Source organism: Acidovorax sp. T1 (assembly GCF_002176815.1).
Lineage (GTDB): Bacteria > Pseudomonadota > Gammaproteobacteria > Burkholderiales > Burkholderiaceae_C > Acidovorax.
In genome coordinates this window covers 3,437,837-3,453,347 of the sequence record NZ_CP021648.1, presented here as the reverse complement: position 1 = coordinate 3,453,347, position 15,511 = coordinate 3,437,837, and the positions used below count along the sequence as shown (strand labels likewise).

Annotated in this window: 14 protein-coding genes; 8 read left to right on the top strand and 6 right to left on the bottom strand. The window is 65.8% G+C overall.

The annotated features are described in order from the left end of the window. The first annotated feature begins 2 nt into the window (after positions 1-2). A complete protein-coding gene (locus CCX87_RS16070) occupies positions 3-464 on the top strand; it encodes a hypothetical protein (RefSeq protein ID WP_087747705.1) in 462 nt (153 codons plus the stop codon). 12 nt (positions 465-476) lie between these two features. Here the strand turns inward: CCX87_RS16070 and CCX87_RS16065 are convergent, their stop codons facing one another. Further along, positions 477-1,160 (bottom strand): glutathione S-transferase family protein, encoded by a 684-nt coding sequence (locus tag CCX87_RS16065; protein WP_087747704.1) that lies wholly within the window; start codon positions 1,158-1,160, stop codon positions 477-479. A gap of 162 nt (positions 1,161-1,322) precedes the next feature. Between CCX87_RS16065 and CCX87_RS16060 the strand changes: the two genes are divergently transcribed. Then, positions 1,323-2,522, top strand: coding sequence for a hypothetical protein (locus tag CCX87_RS16060; RefSeq protein WP_087747703.1), 1,200 nt, complete (start codon positions 1,323-1,325; stop codon positions 2,520-2,522). A gap of 48 nt (positions 2,523-2,570) precedes the next feature. Here the strand turns inward: CCX87_RS16060 and CCX87_RS16055 are convergent, their stop codons facing one another. Continuing rightward, positions 2,571-3,143 (bottom strand): 5-formyltetrahydrofolate cyclo-ligase, encoded by a 573-nt coding sequence (locus CCX87_RS16055; RefSeq protein ID WP_087747702.1) that lies wholly within the window; start codon positions 3,141-3,143, stop codon positions 2,571-2,573. 14 nt (positions 3,144-3,157) lie between these two features. Between CCX87_RS16055 and CCX87_RS16050 the strand changes: the two genes are divergently transcribed. Beyond that, complete coding sequence (locus CCX87_RS16050; protein ID WP_087747701.1) at positions 3,158-5,143, top strand: lytic transglycosylase domain-containing protein; 1,986 nt, start codon at positions 3,158-3,160, stop codon at positions 5,141-5,143. Between the two features lie 124 nt (positions 5,144-5,267). Here the strand turns inward: CCX87_RS16050 and CCX87_RS16045 are convergent, their stop codons facing one another. Together CCX87_RS16045 and CCX87_RS16040 are read right to left on the bottom strand one after the other, a co-directional pair. After that, complete coding sequence (locus tag CCX87_RS16045) at positions 5,268-6,194, bottom strand: MBL fold metallo-hydrolase (RefSeq protein WP_087747700.1); 927 nt, start codon at positions 6,192-6,194, stop codon at positions 5,268-5,270. Between the two features lie 26 nt (positions 6,195-6,220). Next, positions 6,221-7,906, bottom strand: a complete 1,686-nt coding sequence (locus CCX87_RS16040; RefSeq protein WP_087747699.1) for an AMP-binding protein — start codon at positions 7,904-7,906, stop codon at positions 6,221-6,223. A 269-nt stretch (positions 7,907-8,175) separates the two neighbouring features. On the opposite strand from CCX87_RS16040, the gene CCX87_RS16035 reads away from it, so the two are divergent. Beyond that, on the top strand, positions 8,176-9,093 hold the full coding sequence (locus tag CCX87_RS16035) for an esterase/lipase family protein (RefSeq protein ID WP_087747698.1): 918 nt from the start codon (positions 8,176-8,178) through the stop codon (positions 9,091-9,093). Positions 9,094-9,163: 70 nt separating this feature from the next. On the opposite strand, the gene phhA is transcribed toward CCX87_RS16035, so the two are convergent. Next, a complete protein-coding gene (gene phhA / locus CCX87_RS16030) occupies positions 9,164-10,015 on the bottom strand; it encodes a phenylalanine 4-monooxygenase (protein ID WP_087747697.1) in 852 nt (283 codons plus the stop codon). 13 nt (positions 10,016-10,028) lie between these two features. After that, the gene (gene hppD / locus CCX87_RS16025; protein WP_087747696.1) at positions 10,029-11,150 is read right to left on the bottom strand and encodes a 4-hydroxyphenylpyruvate dioxygenase; all 1,122 of its coding nucleotides are present in this window, start codon (positions 11,148-11,150) and stop codon (positions 10,029-10,031) included. A 252-nt stretch (positions 11,151-11,402) separates the two neighbouring features. On the opposite strand from hppD, the gene CCX87_RS16020 reads away from it, so the two are divergent. From CCX87_RS16020 to lnt, 4 genes are all read left to right on the top strand, one after another. Beyond that, positions 11,403-11,885, top strand: coding sequence for an Lrp/AsnC family transcriptional regulator (locus CCX87_RS16020; protein ID WP_087747695.1), 483 nt, complete (start codon positions 11,403-11,405; stop codon positions 11,883-11,885). 180 nt (positions 11,886-12,065) lie between these two features. Then, the gene (locus tag CCX87_RS16015) at positions 12,066-12,794 is read left to right on the top strand and encodes a GNAT family N-acetyltransferase (RefSeq protein WP_087747694.1); all 729 of its coding nucleotides are present in this window, start codon (positions 12,066-12,068) and stop codon (positions 12,792-12,794) included. A 100-nt stretch (positions 12,795-12,894) separates the two neighbouring features. Then, complete coding sequence (locus tag CCX87_RS16010) at positions 12,895-13,770, top strand: HlyC/CorC family transporter (protein WP_087747693.1); 876 nt, start codon at positions 12,895-12,897, stop codon at positions 13,768-13,770. Next, positions 13,770-15,362 carry an apolipoprotein N-acyltransferase gene (gene lnt / locus CCX87_RS16005; protein ID WP_087747692.1) on the top strand — a complete coding sequence of 531 codons (1,593 nt, stop codon included), beginning with the start codon at positions 13,770-13,772 and terminating at the stop codon, positions 15,360-15,362. Before CCX87_RS16010 ends, lnt begins: the two co-directional genes overlap by 1 nt. Positions 15,363-15,511: the final 149 nt, after the last annotated feature.

Sequence of the window (15,511 nt, the reverse complement as noted above, 5' to 3'; positions counted from 1 at the left end):
CCATGTCCCTATCGTCTGACCTCACCATTGCCCAGCTCAACCCCGACGGCAGCGTGCCCGTGCCCACCGCACCCGACGCCGCAGCCAACGCCGCCGCGGCCGCCCTGCAGCGCGAGGCGCAGTTCGAGGCCTTGCAATCCAGGGTGGACGACCTGCAGGAGATCCTGGCCAAGCCGCTCAGCAGCATCCTGGCCGAGCACGACAAGTTCAAGGAAGCCGCCGCAGCCTGGGACGCCTTTGGCGCCATGTGGATGCTGTCGCAGCGCGCCATGAAGCGCGTGGCGCTGGATCTGGCCGCGCAGCAGGGCGTGGGCGACGAAGAGGTGGTGGCGCGCGCGCTGGCCTATGCCAACGAGGTGCTCAACGGCGATGGCGTGGACCTGGGCGGCACCATTGCCCCCGCGCAGATGGCGCACATTGCGCGGCACAAGCCGTTTTTGCGCAAGCAGTTTCGGCCGGGCTGAGGCGTTTCTGGCTCAGCGCTGGAGCCGGTAAGGCTCCTCGAATGCGCGGAAATCCTGCTCGGCCAGGGCGTCATCGATCCAGGCCTTCACGCCCGGCAGTTCGCGCACGCGGTCCACATAGGCGGCGATGTGCGCGGGCACCGGCAGGCCGTAGGTGGCAAGGCGCATGCACACGGGGGCGTAGAAGGCGTCGGCGATGGTGAACGCGCCAAACAGCATCGGCCCGCCGTATTGCGCGAGCAGGCCGCTCCACATGTCCACCAGGCGCTGCACGTCGGCGCGCACGGCGCTCTGGTCGCGCCAGATCAGGGCCCCGGTGTCGGCAAGATTTGCTTCGATGTTCATGGGGCAGTGGCCGCGCAGCGCGGTGAAGCCGCTGTGCATTTCGGCGCAGACGCTGCGGGCGCGCGCGCGGGCCGCCTTGTCCTGGGGCCAGAGCTGTTTCTCGGGGTAATTCTCGGCCAGGTATTCGGCAATCGCCAGGGTGTCCCACACCACCAGGTCGCCATCGACCAGCACCGGCACCTTGCCCGTGGGGCTGACAGCGCCGAGGGTGCGCTTGAACTCCGAGCCGGCCTCGAAGCTGTCAAAGCGCACGCGCACTTCGTCGAATGCAATACCTGCCTGGCGCAGCAGCACCCAGGGGCGCATGGACCACGAGGAATAGTTCTTGTTGCCGATGTAGAGCTGGGGCATGGGGCACCTGTGATGGGAAAATACACGGCCACCATGCTAGCGCCGACACCCCGGTGGGCGCGAGCCTTCTCGGGATCGGCCACCCTTTTCCGGGGCGCCTGCGCTGGGTTGCGGTGCTTTCCCCTGGCATCGGACGCATGGCTCTTGAAGGTTGCACGAACGATGAACACCACCCCCTCTCTCGATCTGTTTGGCGAAGTGCCAGCCGCTGAGCCCGCCCCGGTCACCGACAGTGTGGCGCGCCTGAAAGTGAAAAAAACCGCGCAGGGCAAACTCAGCCCCGCACAGCAGCGCTTTAACAAGCTGCTGGCACGGGTGGACAACCTGGGCCGCCAGATGCAGGACATCGAACAGTTGGCGGCCAGCGTGCGCGGGCCGCATCTGGCGCAGCTTTCGGAGCTTGAGCGCCGCATTGCGCAGACACAGGCGCAGATGCTGCTTTATCTGCACGAGCGGCTGCAGCGCAAGGGCTTGTCGGCGGCCCAGCAAAAATCGGTGCGCGGCCTGGTGCAGAGCCTGTTGCTGGTCGTGCAGCAGGAAATGGACGAGGCGCAGTGGACGGCGTTGCATGCGCAGTACTTTCCGCCCGAGGCCCAGGCGCAGCAGGCGCAGGAACTTCAGGACGCCAAGCAGCAGGTGCTGAATGCAATGGAGCAGTTTCTGGGGCGACCGCTGGATCTGGATGGCGTTGACGACCTGGATTCGCCCCAAGACTTGCTCGAAGCCGTGATGCGCCAGGTGCAGGCCGACCGGGAGGCCGAGCAAGCGCGCCAGGCCGAGCGCAAAGCCAAGCGCCCGCCCACTGAAAAGCAGCGCAAGGCCGAGCAGCACGCGCTGGATGCCAAGGCCGCCATGCGCGCCATTTACCGGCAACTGGCCAGCGCCTTGCACCCGGACCGCGAGACCGACCCCGCAGAGCGCCAGCGCAAGAGCGCGCTGATGGCCCAGGCCAACGCCGCCAACGAGCGTGGCGACCTGGTCACGCTGCTGCGCCTGCAACTGCAGGCCGAGCAGGTGGACGAGGCCCACATTGCCCGCATGGCCGACGAAAAGCTGGCGGCGCTGTCGCTGCTCTTGAAGGAGCAAGTGGCGGTGCTGGAGTACGAGGTGGCCGAGGCGGAAATGCGGCTCAGCGATGAATTGGGCGTGATGGTGACCGCCACCACGAAGGCGCCTGTGCTGGCAGCGCATCTGCAACAGCTGCAGCATGAGATGGCCCACACCGCACAGACCATGCAGCAGGATCTGGAGCGCGTGCGCGACGACGCCGAACTCAAGCGCTGGTTGCGCGAACAGGCGGCCCTGGCCCGACAGCAAGAGCGCGAAGAGGCCATGCTCATGCGTTTTGGCGGGTTGTATTGAACCTGGGTTTGAACCGGCTTGCGCCGCGCCCGCGTGCTGCGGCGCCGGCTACACCGGCCAGACCACGCCGTTGTCGTTCAGGATGGCGTCGAGCGGCAGGTCGAACGCTTCGGGCTCGAAGTCGTCCAGGTAGCCGTGCGTGTACCCCAGGCCCACGGTGAAGGGCCTGGGTTGCAGCGTGGCCAGCGTGCGGTCGTAAAAGCCGCCGCCATAGCCCAGGCGGTAGCCGCCGGGGGCATAGCCCACGCAGGGCACAAACAGCAGCGTGGGCACGATGACCTCGGTGTCCTTGGGCTTGGGGATGCCATAGGCGTCTTCTTCCATGGGGCAGCCGGGGTGCCAGGCATGAAAGGTGAGTGTTTTGTGCTGCTTGTTCACCACCGGCAGGCCGATGCTCCGGCGCAGGGGCTCGTCCAGCAGTTCGCCGTCTTCCTTCCAGCGGTGCAGGGCGGGCAGGGGGTCGAACTCGCCCTTGATGGGCCAGTAGGCGCCGATCACGGTGTCGGGCCGGTTCACCAGCCAGATGCGCATCACCTGCTGTAACAGGTCGGCGCGCTGTAGGCGATCGGGCAGGTTGAGGCGTTCTTCTATCAATGCGCGCCGAAGGGCTGCTTTGTCCATCAGATAATTCCCCCATGCAATTACTCAGAGCCATTCTGACACCCCTTGTCGCCGCCGCCGTGCTGGCCACTGCTGCGCCCCTTGTCCAGGCGCAAAACCGGGGCGACGACACCCTGCTGGAGATGCAACAGGCGTTCCGCAAGGGCGACCGCAACAAGCTCGCGCAGCTGCTGCCCGCCGCACGCGGCCACGCGCTCGAGCCCTGGGCCGCCTATTGGGAGCTGAAACTGCGCCTGGACGAGGCCCCGCCGCAGGAAGTGCAGGCGTTTTTGCAACGCTACGCCGGCAGCTACCAGGAAGACCGCCTGCGCAACGACTGGCTGCTGCTGCTGGGCCAGCGGCGCGACTGGGCGCAGTTTGCCGAGCAGCACCCCAGCTACCGCATGTCGGACGACCGCGAGGTGCACTGCTACGCCCTGCTGATCGACCAGATCAAGGGCGCGGCCCCCGCCAGCGCCGCCGGCGATGTGCGCCGCAACTGGTATGCGCAGCGCGATGCGGACGACGGCTGCACCCACGCGGCCAGCGAGTTCTACAGCGACAAGAAGCTCTCGGCCCTGGACGTCTGGCGCAAGGCCCGCCTGGGCGCCGAGGCCAACCGCCCGCGCGCGGTGCGGGCGGCGGTGGAGATCGTTGCGCCCGAGGCGCTGGGGCAGCTCAAGGAGGTGCTGGATTCGCCCACCAAATACCTGTTGGCGCGCAACACGGCCGGTGGCAGGGTGCGCCAGGAACTGGTGCTGCTCGCGCTGATCAAGCTGGCCGCAGGCGACCCCGACAACGCTGCGCACCAGCTCGACAGCAAATGGAGCGAGTACCTGTCGGCCGAGGAGCGCAACTGGGCCTGGGGTGTCATTGGTAAAGCCGCTGCGCAGAAGCTCTCGGGCAGCGCACACGGCTATTTCTCCAACGTGACGCGCAACAGCCATCTGAACGACGACCTGCTGGGCTGGAAGGTGCGCGCCGCGTTGCGCGCCGGCCAGTGGAAAGCTGTGGGCAACACCGTGGACGCCATGAGCGACGAGGCCCGCCAGGAAAGCACCTGGGTGTACTGGAAAGCCCGCGCCCTGCTGGCCGCCAAGCCCAGCGAGGCCGAGCGCGCCCAAGCGCGGCAATGGCTGGAGGGCATTGCCGGAACGCGCGGCTTTTATGAACAGCTGGCCCTGGAAGAGCTGGGCCAGCGCATCACCACGCCCCCCGCGCCCGCGCCGCTCACGGCCGAGGAAAAGGCCGCCGCCCGCGCCAACCCGGGCCTCAACCGCGGCCTGTATGCCATCGAGCTGGGCCTGCGCAGTGAAGGCGTGCGCGAGTGGAACTACACCACCAACCTGCACACCCCCGGCGGCATGGCCGACCGCGAGCTGCTGGCCGCCGCCGACCTGGCCTGCCAGCGCGAGGTGTGGGACCGCTGCATCAACACCAGCGAGCGCACCAAGGCCGTCACCGACACCGCGCAGCGCTTTCCCACGCCGTTTCGCAACGCCGTGGTCGAGCGCGCCCAGGGCATCGGGCTCGACCCGGCCTACGTCTATGGCCTGATCCGCCAGGAAAGCCGCTTCGTGATGGATGCGCGCTCGGGCGTGGGCGCTTCGGGCCTCATGCAGGTGATGCCGGCCACGGCCCGCTGGACGGCCCGCAAGATCGGGCTGACCGGCTTCACGCCCGACCAGATCACCGACCGCGACACCAACATCACCATCGGCACGGCCTACCTCAAGCTGGCGCTCGATGATTTCGCCGGCTCCATGCCCATGGCCGCCGCGGCCTACAACGCCGGCCCCGGCCGCCCGCGCAGCTGGCGCAACGGCCCGGTGCTCGATGCGGCCATCTGGGCCGAAAACGTGCCCTTTGCCGAAACGCGCGACTACGTGAAAAAGGTGCTGGCCAACACCACCAATTACGCAGCCATGCTGACGGGCCAGCCGCAGTCGCTCAAAAGCCGCCTGGGCACGGTGGGCCCGCGCGAAGCCGCTGCACCTGAAGTCAACAAGGATCTGCCGTGATGCCCCGCGCGCTGGCATGTGGCGGCTGTTTGCTATTGATTAAATAGCTGCTGGCGCTTTCTGTATAAGCGCTAGCGCCTGTTTTGGCGTGCAAAGCGGATATGGATGAAAGACTTTCAGTCTCTCAGGCGTTGTGCAGCCACTCGCCCTGGCGCACGGCAGCACCAGACCGCACCAGATCGTCGGCCAGGCTGTGCAGCCACGGGGCCTCGGCCTGGTCGGCAAAGTAGCGGGCGTGCAACATGCCGAAATATGGCGTGGTCTGCGCCCAGGCGAGCAAGTCTGCCAGGGCAATTTTCTGCCACTCCAGCAGCTTGTATTTGAGCAGCACCTTGGCGGCGTAGAGCGCATGTTTGGCTGGGTTGCGGGCGAAGCCGTCCAGGCGGCGGCGGGCGCCTTCCAGGGCGTGGTCCGCGTCGGTAAACACCGGCCCGTGGCCCGGGATCACCACCTTGGGCGCGAGCTTCTTGATCACATCCAGCGTGGCGGCCACGTCGGCAAAGGCGCTTTCGCCCTCCAGCTCGGGGAACACCACGCCAAAGCCGTTTTCCCACAGCGCATCGGCCGAGATCAGGATGCCGTTGTGCGGCTCGAACAGCACCACCGAGTGCGGGTCGTGCCCCGGCGCGGCGTGCACCTGCCAGGCCCTGTCGCCCAGTAGCGTGGTGGTGCCGGGCTGCAGCAGGGTGTCGCAGCGAAAGGGCGGGCATTGCTGGCCGGTGGGGGTGTAGCTCAGCGCGTAGGCATCCCAGTGGCGCACCTGCGCGGCCTGCCCTGGCGGGATGGCGGTTTCTGCGCCCGGCCAGGCCTGCTGCAGCGCGGCGTTGCCGCCGCAGTGGTCGCTGTGCAGGTGGGTGTTGAGGATGCGGTCGAGCGCGCGGCCCGCCAGCGCGCCGTGCACCAGCGCCACCGTCTGGTCGGCGTGGCTGCAGTAACCCGTGTCCACCACCGCCGTGCCGTGCCGGCCGCTGAAAACAATGTTGTTGGCCGACAGCCAGCCGCGCTCCAGCACTGTGATATCTGGCGGTAGCGCAGGCTGGGTGTGCGGCATCTGCTATGGATAAATGAGTGAGCGAATTATTTGGCCGTGCGCAGCTCGCGCCGCAGGATTTTGCCCACATTGGTCTTGGGCAGGTCGTCGCGGAACTCGATGTACTTCGGCCGTTTGTAGCCGGTGAGGTTGGCGTGGCAGTAGTTGGCCACCTCGTCCTCGGTCAGTGCCGGGTCGCTCCTCACGACGAAGACCTTGATCGCCTCGCCCTGCTTCTCGTCGGCCACGCCCACGGCCGCGCATTCCACCACGCCGGGGCACAGCGAGATGACTTGCTCCAGTTCGTTGGGGAACACGTTGAAGCCGCTCACCAGGATCATGTCCTTCTTGCGGTCGATGATGCGCGTGTAGCCCTGCGCATCCATGATGCCGATGTCGCCCGTGCGCATGAAGCCGTCGGCCGTGAAGGCCAGGGCGTTTTCGGCGGGCTGGTTGTAGTAGCCCGTCATCACGTTGGGGCCGCGGATGCAGATCTCGCCCGATTCGCCGAGCGGCAGATTGCAGCCCGCGTCGTCCTTGATGGCGATGTCGATGCCCGGCAGCGGCAGGCCGATGGTGCCGCTGAACCCGGTGTTGGTCACGGGGTTGTTGGTGCCGATGGCGCAGGTCTCGCTCATGCCCCAGCCCTCGATCATGGTGCTGCCCGTGACCTTTTGCCATTGCTTGGCCGTGCCTTCGCTGGCGGCCATGCCCCCGGCCTGCGATACGCACAGGTGAGAGCAGTCGATCGACTTGAACTGCGGGTTTTGCAGCAGCGCGTTGAACAGCGTGTTGACGGCCGGCAGCATGTGAAAGGGGCGCTTCTTGAGCACCTCGATGAATTTCGGAATGTCGCGCGGGTTGGGAATCAGCGTGAGGCTGGAGCCCTGGCGTATGGCCAGCAGACACAGCGTGAGCGCGAAGATGTGATACAGCGGCAGCGCGGCAATGCTGTTCGCCTTACTCAGGTCGCCCACCTTCGACAAAGCGGGTGTGAACCAGGCCTCGGCCTGCAGCGTGGCGGCCACGATATTGCGGTGGGTCAGCACTGCGCCTTTGGACAGGCCCGTGGTGCCGCCGGTGTATTGCAAGAAGGCGGTGGAATCGAGCGTGGCCTGGCTGGGCGCCAGCGTGCGGCGCTCGCCCAGCGCCAGCGCCTTCTTGAAAGAGACGACCTTGCGCCCGTTGGACAGGGGCAGCTCGTAGGTGGGCACCATCTTGGCCAGATGGCGCACGGCAAAGGTGATCCACGGGCCATACACCGCGCCCAGCAGGTCGCCCATGGACGCCATCACCACCTGCTGTACGGCGGTGTGCTCGATGATCTCGCTCAGGGTGTGGGCAAAGTTCTCCAGGATCACGATGGCCGTGGCGCCCGAGTCCTTGAGCTGGTGCTCCAGCTCGCGGGCGGTGTAGAGCGGGTTCACGTTGACGCAGGTGTAGCCGGCGCGCAGCACGGCGGCCATGGTCACGCCAAACTGGGGCACGTTGGGCAGCATGATCGCCACGCGCGCGCCAGGCTCCAGCCCCAGGCCCTGCAGGTAGGCGCCCAGGGCCGCCGACAGGCGATCGAGTTCGCCGTAGGACATCCACTGGTCCATGCAGACCGAAAACGGGCTCGAGGCGTGCTTGCGAAAGGATTCTTCCAGCAGGTGCGCCACCGAGCGGTATTGCTCGGGCTGCACATCGTGGGGAACCCCCGGGGGGTAGCTTTTGAGCCAAATCTTTTCCATGCGGTGTCCTCGGGTGTTCCGGTGGGCAGGTTCTCGGAACGTGTTCACGATCTAAGGTGTGTGGGCCCAGATTGTCGGAGCAGGGGCGCGGGCTCGGCTACCGGGCTTGTCCTAGGGTGCGCGCCAGTTCCGTCTCGCAGGCGACAGCGCTGGCGCAGGGCGTTCACAGCGGCAATGCAGCCGCGAATGGTGTGGGCCACGTCCATCGCAAGTCCTCCTGGGGCTGGCCGCACAATGCGGACTGTTTCATTGCTACACCCCCTGAATCCATGAACGCACGCTGGCAGCAAGCCGTGGTCCTCTTCAACCTATTGGCCACGATCGCCTGGCTGGCATGGCAATGGCCCCGCTCGCCGCTGATGGCGCTGGCGGGCGTGGCCGTCGCGCTGGCATTGTTCGGGCTGGTGCTGGGGCTGCAGTTCGTGACCATGCTGCGTGTGAACCGCGCTGACCCCGCGCCACGGCCGTCATGGCGGCAGCTGGCATCGGCCTGGTGGGCCGAGGCACGGTTGGCGCTGGCGGTGTTCGGCTGGCGCCAGCCCTTTCGCCACAGCGCCGTGCCCGACTGGTTGCCGCCCCTGGCGCCCGGCCAGCGGGCCACGCGCCGGGGCGTGGTGCTGGTGCATGGCTTTCTGTGCAACCGGGGGTTCTGGTTGCCGTGGCTGGCTGCGCTGCGCGAGCGCGGCCATGCCTATGTGGCGGTCACGCTGGAGCCCGCCTTTGGCTCGATGGACGACTACGCGGCCACCATCGACGCCGCAGTGCAGCGCGTGACCGAGGTCACCGGCATGGCGCCGGTGGTGGTGGGCCACAGCATGGGCGGGCTGGTGGCCCGCGCCTGGCTGCGCTCCTTGCCTGCGGACCGCGCTGCGGCGCGCGTGCACCGGGTCATTACGCTGGGCACACCGCATGGCGGCACCTGGGCCGGGCGCTTCAGTCGCTCGGTCAATGGCCAGCAGATGGCGTTGGGGAGTGACTGGGTGCAGCAGCTACAGCAGGACGAGCCCGCTGCCCGAGCGGCCCGGTTTATTTGCTGGTATTCGAACTGCGACAACATCGTTTTTCCTGCGGGTACGGCGATGTTGATGGGCGCGGATAACCGGTTGGTGGAGGGGGTGGCGCATATGCAGATGGCGTTTGATCCTGCGGTGATGCGGGCGTGTCTGAAGGAGATGGCGCGGGGGTGAGGGTGGTTTTTGGTGTTTTTAGGCTCTAGCGCTTGATGGATATGCGCTCGCAGTCAATTTCATTCAAAATTCAACCCGCAACCACCTCCCGCTCATCCGCCGCAAACTCCGGCAACCCCCGCAGCCGCTCATAGATCGGCGCAAAGTCCGCCGCTGTCATGTCAAACAGCTGCTCAAAACTGTCGATCACAAAATACGTCTGCTGGTAGGTATCGATCTTGTAGCGCGTGCGCATCGTGCGCTCCAGTTGCAAGGGCCGGCGTTGCGGTTCCGGGCTTTGCACCGAATACGCCAACTCCCCCGACGAACTCAAAATCCCCGCGCCATACGCCCGCAACCCGCCCGCCTCGCGGATCAAGCCAAACTCGATGGTGTACCAATACAATCGCGAGAGCATCTCGCACGCGCCCAGGCCCTGCGCCTTCAGGCCGCCCTGGCCGTAGCGCTGCACATAGTCTGCAAACACCGGGTTGAACAGCAGCGGCACATGGCCGAACAGGTCGTGAAAGATGTCGGGCTCGACGATGTAGTCAAACTCGGCGGGCGTGCGGATCCAGTCCGTTACCGGAAACTTGCGGTTGGCCAGCAGGGTGAAAAAAGGCACTTCGGGGATCAGGCCCGGCACGCCCACGATCTCCCAGCCTGTGGCCTTGACCAGGCGCTCGTTGATCTCTTCAAAACGCGGAATGTGGTCCTGAATGCCCAGTGCGGGCAGTGCTGCGATGAACGCCTCGCTCGCGAGGCCCGGCAACAGGGCCAACTGGCGTTCGTACAGGCGCCGATAGGTGTCGTGGTCGGCGGCGGTGTAGGCGGCAATGTTCTGCGGACAGGTGTAGTCGGCGCCCGCGCGGCTGTAGTCGCCGCGCGGCGGGCGGGTGCTGGCGCCATACACAACAGGTGTGACAACGGATTCGACGGCCATGGCCTTCTACCGCTCAGGGCTTTTTGGCTTCGAGCACGCCGCGCTCGATCTGGTCACGCTCCAGCGACTCGAACAGCGCCTTGAAGTTTCCTTCGCCAAAGCCGTCGCGGTAATCGCCCTTGCGCTGGATGAACTCGAAGAACACCGGGCCCAGCATGGGCGTGGAAAAGATTTGCAGCAGCAGGCGTGGCGTGCCGTCGGCCGTGGTGCCGTCCAGCAGGATGCCGCGCGCCTGCAGTTCACTGACCCGCTGGCCGTGGCCGGGCAGGCGGGTGTCGAGCATCTGGTAGTAAATGTCGTTGGGGGCGGGCGCCATGGGCACGCCGGCCAGCCCGAGCTTGTCCACCGTGGCCAGGATGTCGTCGCAGATCAGCGCGATGTGCTGGATGCCCTCGCCGTTGAACTGCATCAAAAATTCTTCGATCTGTCCGCCGCCCTGCTTGGATTCTTCGTTGAGCGGGATGCGGATCTTGCCGTCGGGCGCGGTCATGGCCTTGGAGGTCAGGCCGGTGTATTCGCCCTGGATGTCGAAGTAGCGGATCTCGCGGAAGCCAAACAGCTTTTCGTAGAAATTGGCCCAGAAGCCCATCCGGCCGCGGTACACGTTGTGCGTGAGGTGATCGATCTCGTTGAGGCCATGGCCCACGGGGCGGCGGTCCACGCCGTCGATGAATTCAAAGTCGATGTCGTAGATCGACTTGCCGTCTTCAAAGCGGTCGATCAGGTACAGCGGCGCGCCGCCGATGCCCTTGATGGCGGGCAGGCGCAGCTCCATCGGGCCGGTGGGAATCTCGATAGGCTGGGCGCCCAGTTCCAGCGCGCGGTTGTAGGCCTTGTGCGCATCCTTGACGCGAAACGCCAGGCCGCAGGCCGAGGGGCCGTGCTCGGCGCCGAAGTAGGCCGCCTGGCTCTGGGGCTCGCGGTTGAGGATGAAGTTGATGCCGTTCTGGCGGTACAGCACCACGTCCTTGGAGCGGTGTTTGGCCACCAGCGCGAAGCCGAGCTTTTCAAACACCGCCTCCAGCACGCCCGGGGTGGGCGAGGTGAACTCGACGAACTCGAACCCCATCAGGCCCATGGGGTTGTCCCAGGCTTCGATTTGGGCGGCTGTTGGTTGCGGCAGGGCGGCGTTCATGGGGTGTCTCCGGCATTCGTTGTGGATGAATGTCATGGACTTTAGGTGCGGACTGGCTCATGTTTCTGGCGAAATCAAGAGGCTTTTGCCTTTGGTTTGCAGAAATTGTGCGAATGATCAAATGGTGGTGCAGGTTGCCAGCGTTGGGTGGCCTGGCTGTCCACTAGCAGCCGGGGCGTCCAATTCAGGGCATGCCTGGTACCCCGCGCCCTGGGGCGCCGGGCGCAAGCCTTGTTCGTAGAATCCTGCGCAATGAACGACGCCAATGCCCTCGACAAGCTGGACAAGGCCATCCTGCGCCGCTTGCAGGACAACGGGCGCGAAACCTACGACGTGATTGGCGAGCAGGTCGGGTTGTCCCCGAGTGCGGTGCTGCGGCGCGTGAAACGCCTGGAAGACAGCGGCGTGATCGCCCGCTATGTGGCCCTGGTGAAGCCCGAGGCCGTGGGGCTGGGGCTGACGGCCTACCTCAATGTGCGGCTCGAAAAACACACCGAAAGCCATAAGCGCAATCCCATGGACCTGTTTCGTGCCAGCGTGCAGACCTGGCCAGAAGTGGTGGAGTGCGCCGCGCTCACGGGCGAGATGGACTATCTGTTGCGCGTGGTGGTGGCAGACATGGCGCACTACAGCCGCTTCATCATGGACACACTGCTCAAACATCCCAGCGTGCAGGACTGCAAGACGAGCTTTGTGTTGGACCGGGTGAAAGCCACCACCGCAGTGCCGGTGTGAGGGCTGTGGGCGACTGGCTAGACACAATTTTGTAACAAACACTATTGAAAAAATAGCATCAAGCGCTTTGTTTAAAAGGGCTAGAGCCTGTTTTGTTTGTTTTTGGTGGGCGCACCCAATTTTGTTGCAGCGCAGCAAATTCGCGGGAAAATATAAGGGATAACCCTTAAGGTGACTTCCATGATCGCAACCAAAGACTGGCTCAAAGCTTCGTGGGACGCAGGCAAGGACATGCTGACGCCCTTTGCCGGCCATTCGCCGGACGATGCCACCGCGCCCACGCCACTGATGGTGCCCATCCGTGCCTTGGGCCCCTCTTACCGTGAGCGCATCACGCAGCACCTGCTGCAGCTCGATCCGGCAGACCGGTATCTGCGTTTTGGCTATTCGGCCACGGATGAGCAGATTCGGCGCTACACCGAGCAGCTCGATTTTGATCGCGACGAGATCTTCGGCATCTACAACCGCCGCCTGGAGCTGATTGCCATGGCCCACCTGGCGTTTGCCGAGCAAACCGAACACAAGCAATGTGCCGAGTTTGGCGTGTCGGTGCTCAAGAAAGCCCGGGGGCGTGGCTTTGGTGCGCGTCTGTTTGACCGGGCCATCATGCATGCCCGCAATGAGGGGGTGAACATGGTGTTCATCCATGCGCTGTCGGAAAACGCGGCCATGCTCAAGATCGCGCGCAAGGCCGGCGCCACGGTGCAGCGCGACGGCTCGGAATCGGAAGCCTATCTACAGATTCCGCCGGCCAGCTTTGACACCCGCATGGCCGAGATCGTCGAGCAGCAATTTGCCGAAATGGACTACCGCCTCAAGCGCCAGGCCAAGCAGTTCTGGGACTTTCTGGCCGGCGTGCAGGAAGTGCGCCAGGGCGTGCGGCACGCCCGCCACCAGTCAGCCGAATAGCGCCAGCATCGCGGTCACGGGCCTGCAATGCAAGCGTTGTCACGACAATCCGCTATCCTAGAGGGCTGTTTCACTACCGCACGTCCTGCACTCCAAGACAGTGTCTGACCCGCACCCCCAGCGCTTGCCCGAAAAGGAAGACAAGCGCACCTTCCTGCAAAAAGTGGCCGAGTTCATCCACCCCGGACCGGATTCCACCGAAGAGCTCATCGAAACCCTGGCCGAGGCCGAAGACAACCAGGTCATCGGCGCCGACTCCCGCGTGATGCTTGAACGCGTCATCCGCATGGCCGACATGACCGCCGGCGATGTGATGGTGGCCGCTCCGCGCATGGACCTCGTCAACATCGAAGCGCCCTTTGACGAGTTGCTGCGCCAGGTGATCAGCACCGCGCACTCGCGCTTTCCGGTGTACCAGGGCGAGCGCGAGAACATCATTGGCATCCTCATGGCCAAAGACCTGCTCAAGCTGCAGCGGGCACCCGAGCTGAACATCCGCGCCTTGCTGCGCCCGGCCGCCTTTGTGCCGGAAACCAAGGGCCTGAACGATCTGCTGCGCGAGTTTCGCGGCAACCGCAACCACCTGGCCATCGTGATCGACGAGTTTGGCCGCGTGGCCGGCCTGGTCACCATCGAGGACGTGCTGGAGCAGATCGTGGGCGAGATCGAAGACGAGTTCGATATCCCCGAAGACGAAGGCGACATCTTCGGCCTGGCAGACCAGACCTACCGCGTGAGCGGCGACACCCCCATCGAGCGCGTTGCCGAGGCCTTTGGCGTGGCCGTGCAGGGCAGCGATCCCGACGAATCCTTTGACACCATCGGCGGTTTGATCGCCCACGAAATGGGCCATGTTCCCAAGCGGGGCGAGCACCTGCAGCTGTGCGGACTGCACTTTGTGGTGCTGCACACCAAGGGCGGCGCAGTGCGCTGGTTCAAGGTGTCGCGCGTCGACGAAAACAGCGCCGCCGACTGATGGCCCGGCTGCCACGCCTGCCTGGGGCTGCGTTCGCCGTGCGCGCCTGCCTGGCCGCTGCGGCGGGTGTGGCGCAGGCGTTGTCGCTGGCCTGGCCCGGGAGTGGCGCGCCGCAGTGGTGGCTGCAAATCCTGTCGCTGGCGGTGCTGGCCTGGCTGGTGCGCGGCCCAACGACCTGGCGCCAGGCTGCCGGCCTGGGCTGGGTGTTCGCCACCGCCTGGCTGGCGGCCACCTTCTGGTGGCTTTTCATCTCCATGCACACCTATGGCGGCCTGGCGGCGCCGCTCGCGGTGGTTGCCGTGCTGGGGTTGGCGGGCTTTCTGGGCGGCTATTACGCTGTCGGTTTGGTGCTTTTTTCGCGTTTTGCGCCCGCCCACCGTGCGCTGGTAGCTATGCTTTTCGGAGCAGTCTGGTTGCTGGCCGAGCTGGCCCGCGGCACGCTGTGGACGGGTTTTCCCTGGGGCGCTGGCGGCTATGCACATGTGCAAGGGCCCTTGAGTGCGCTGGCGCGCACCGTGGGGGTGTATGGCGTCGGGTTCGTGGCCGCGGTGCTGGCCATGCTGCTGGCGCAGGCGCGCACCAGCGATTGGCGCAGCCTGCGCGCCTGGGCACTCGTGTCGGGGGGCGCGCTGGTGCTGGTGGGCGCGGGGCTGCAGCGCCAATGCGCCATCGAGTGGTGCCACACACCGGCGGCGGCGCAGCCTGCCCCCATCAGCCTGGCACTGCTGCAGGGCAATATTCCGCAGGACGAAAAGTTCCAGCCCGGCAGCGGCGTGCCGCTGGCGCTGCGGTGGTATGCCGATGCACTGCTCGCGGCCAAGGCGACCCTCGTCGTGGCGCCTGAAACCGCCATCCCGCTGCTGCCGCAGCAACTCATGCCGGGGTATCTGGAGAGGCTGGCGGCGCATTTCAGCCAAGGTGGGCAGGCGGCGCTGCTGGGCATTCCGCTGGGCGACGCCGAGCGCGGCTACACCAATTCGGTGCTGGGCATCCAGCCCGCCCAATCGTCGCCCTACCAGTACGACAAGCACCACCTGGTGCCGTTCGGCGAGTTCATCCCGCCGTTTTTCCGGTGGTTCACGGCCATGATGAACATACCCTTGGGCGACTTCAACCGGGGCGCCGTTGGGCAGCCTTCGTTTGCCTGGGCGGGGCAGCGCATTGCCCCCAACATCTGCTATGAGGATTTGTTTGGCGAAGAGCTGGGCGCGCGTTTTGCCGATCCGGCCAGTGCGCCCACGGTGTTTGTCAATTTCAGCAACATTGGCTGGTTTGGCAACACCGTCGCCATCGACCAGCACCTGCAGATCAGCCGCATGCGTGCGCTGGAGTTCGAGCGCCCCATGGTGCGCGCCACCAACACCGGGGCCACCGCCATCATCGACCACCGGGGCGTGGTCACCCATGCGCTGGCGCGCCACACCCGTGGCGTGCTGACCGGCGAGGTGCACGGGCGCGGGCTCAGCGCACAACAGGGCTGGGGCATCACACCGTATGCCTGGTGGGTGGCGCGCTGGGGTCTGGCGCCCTTGTGGGTGGCGGGCCTCTGCGTGGTTGTCGGGGCGGCGTTCGCGCGGCGCCGGCCGCGCTGAACAAAACACCACGGCACGCGGCCGCACGGCATGGCAGGCATTGATCCAGGTCATGCCGCGCGGGGCTGGCGTGGTCGGCCGGCAGGGCAATCGGCGGGGCTGCGGGTGTTCGGCCCGGATGTGCCTTGATAATGGAGCCCTGCAACCGG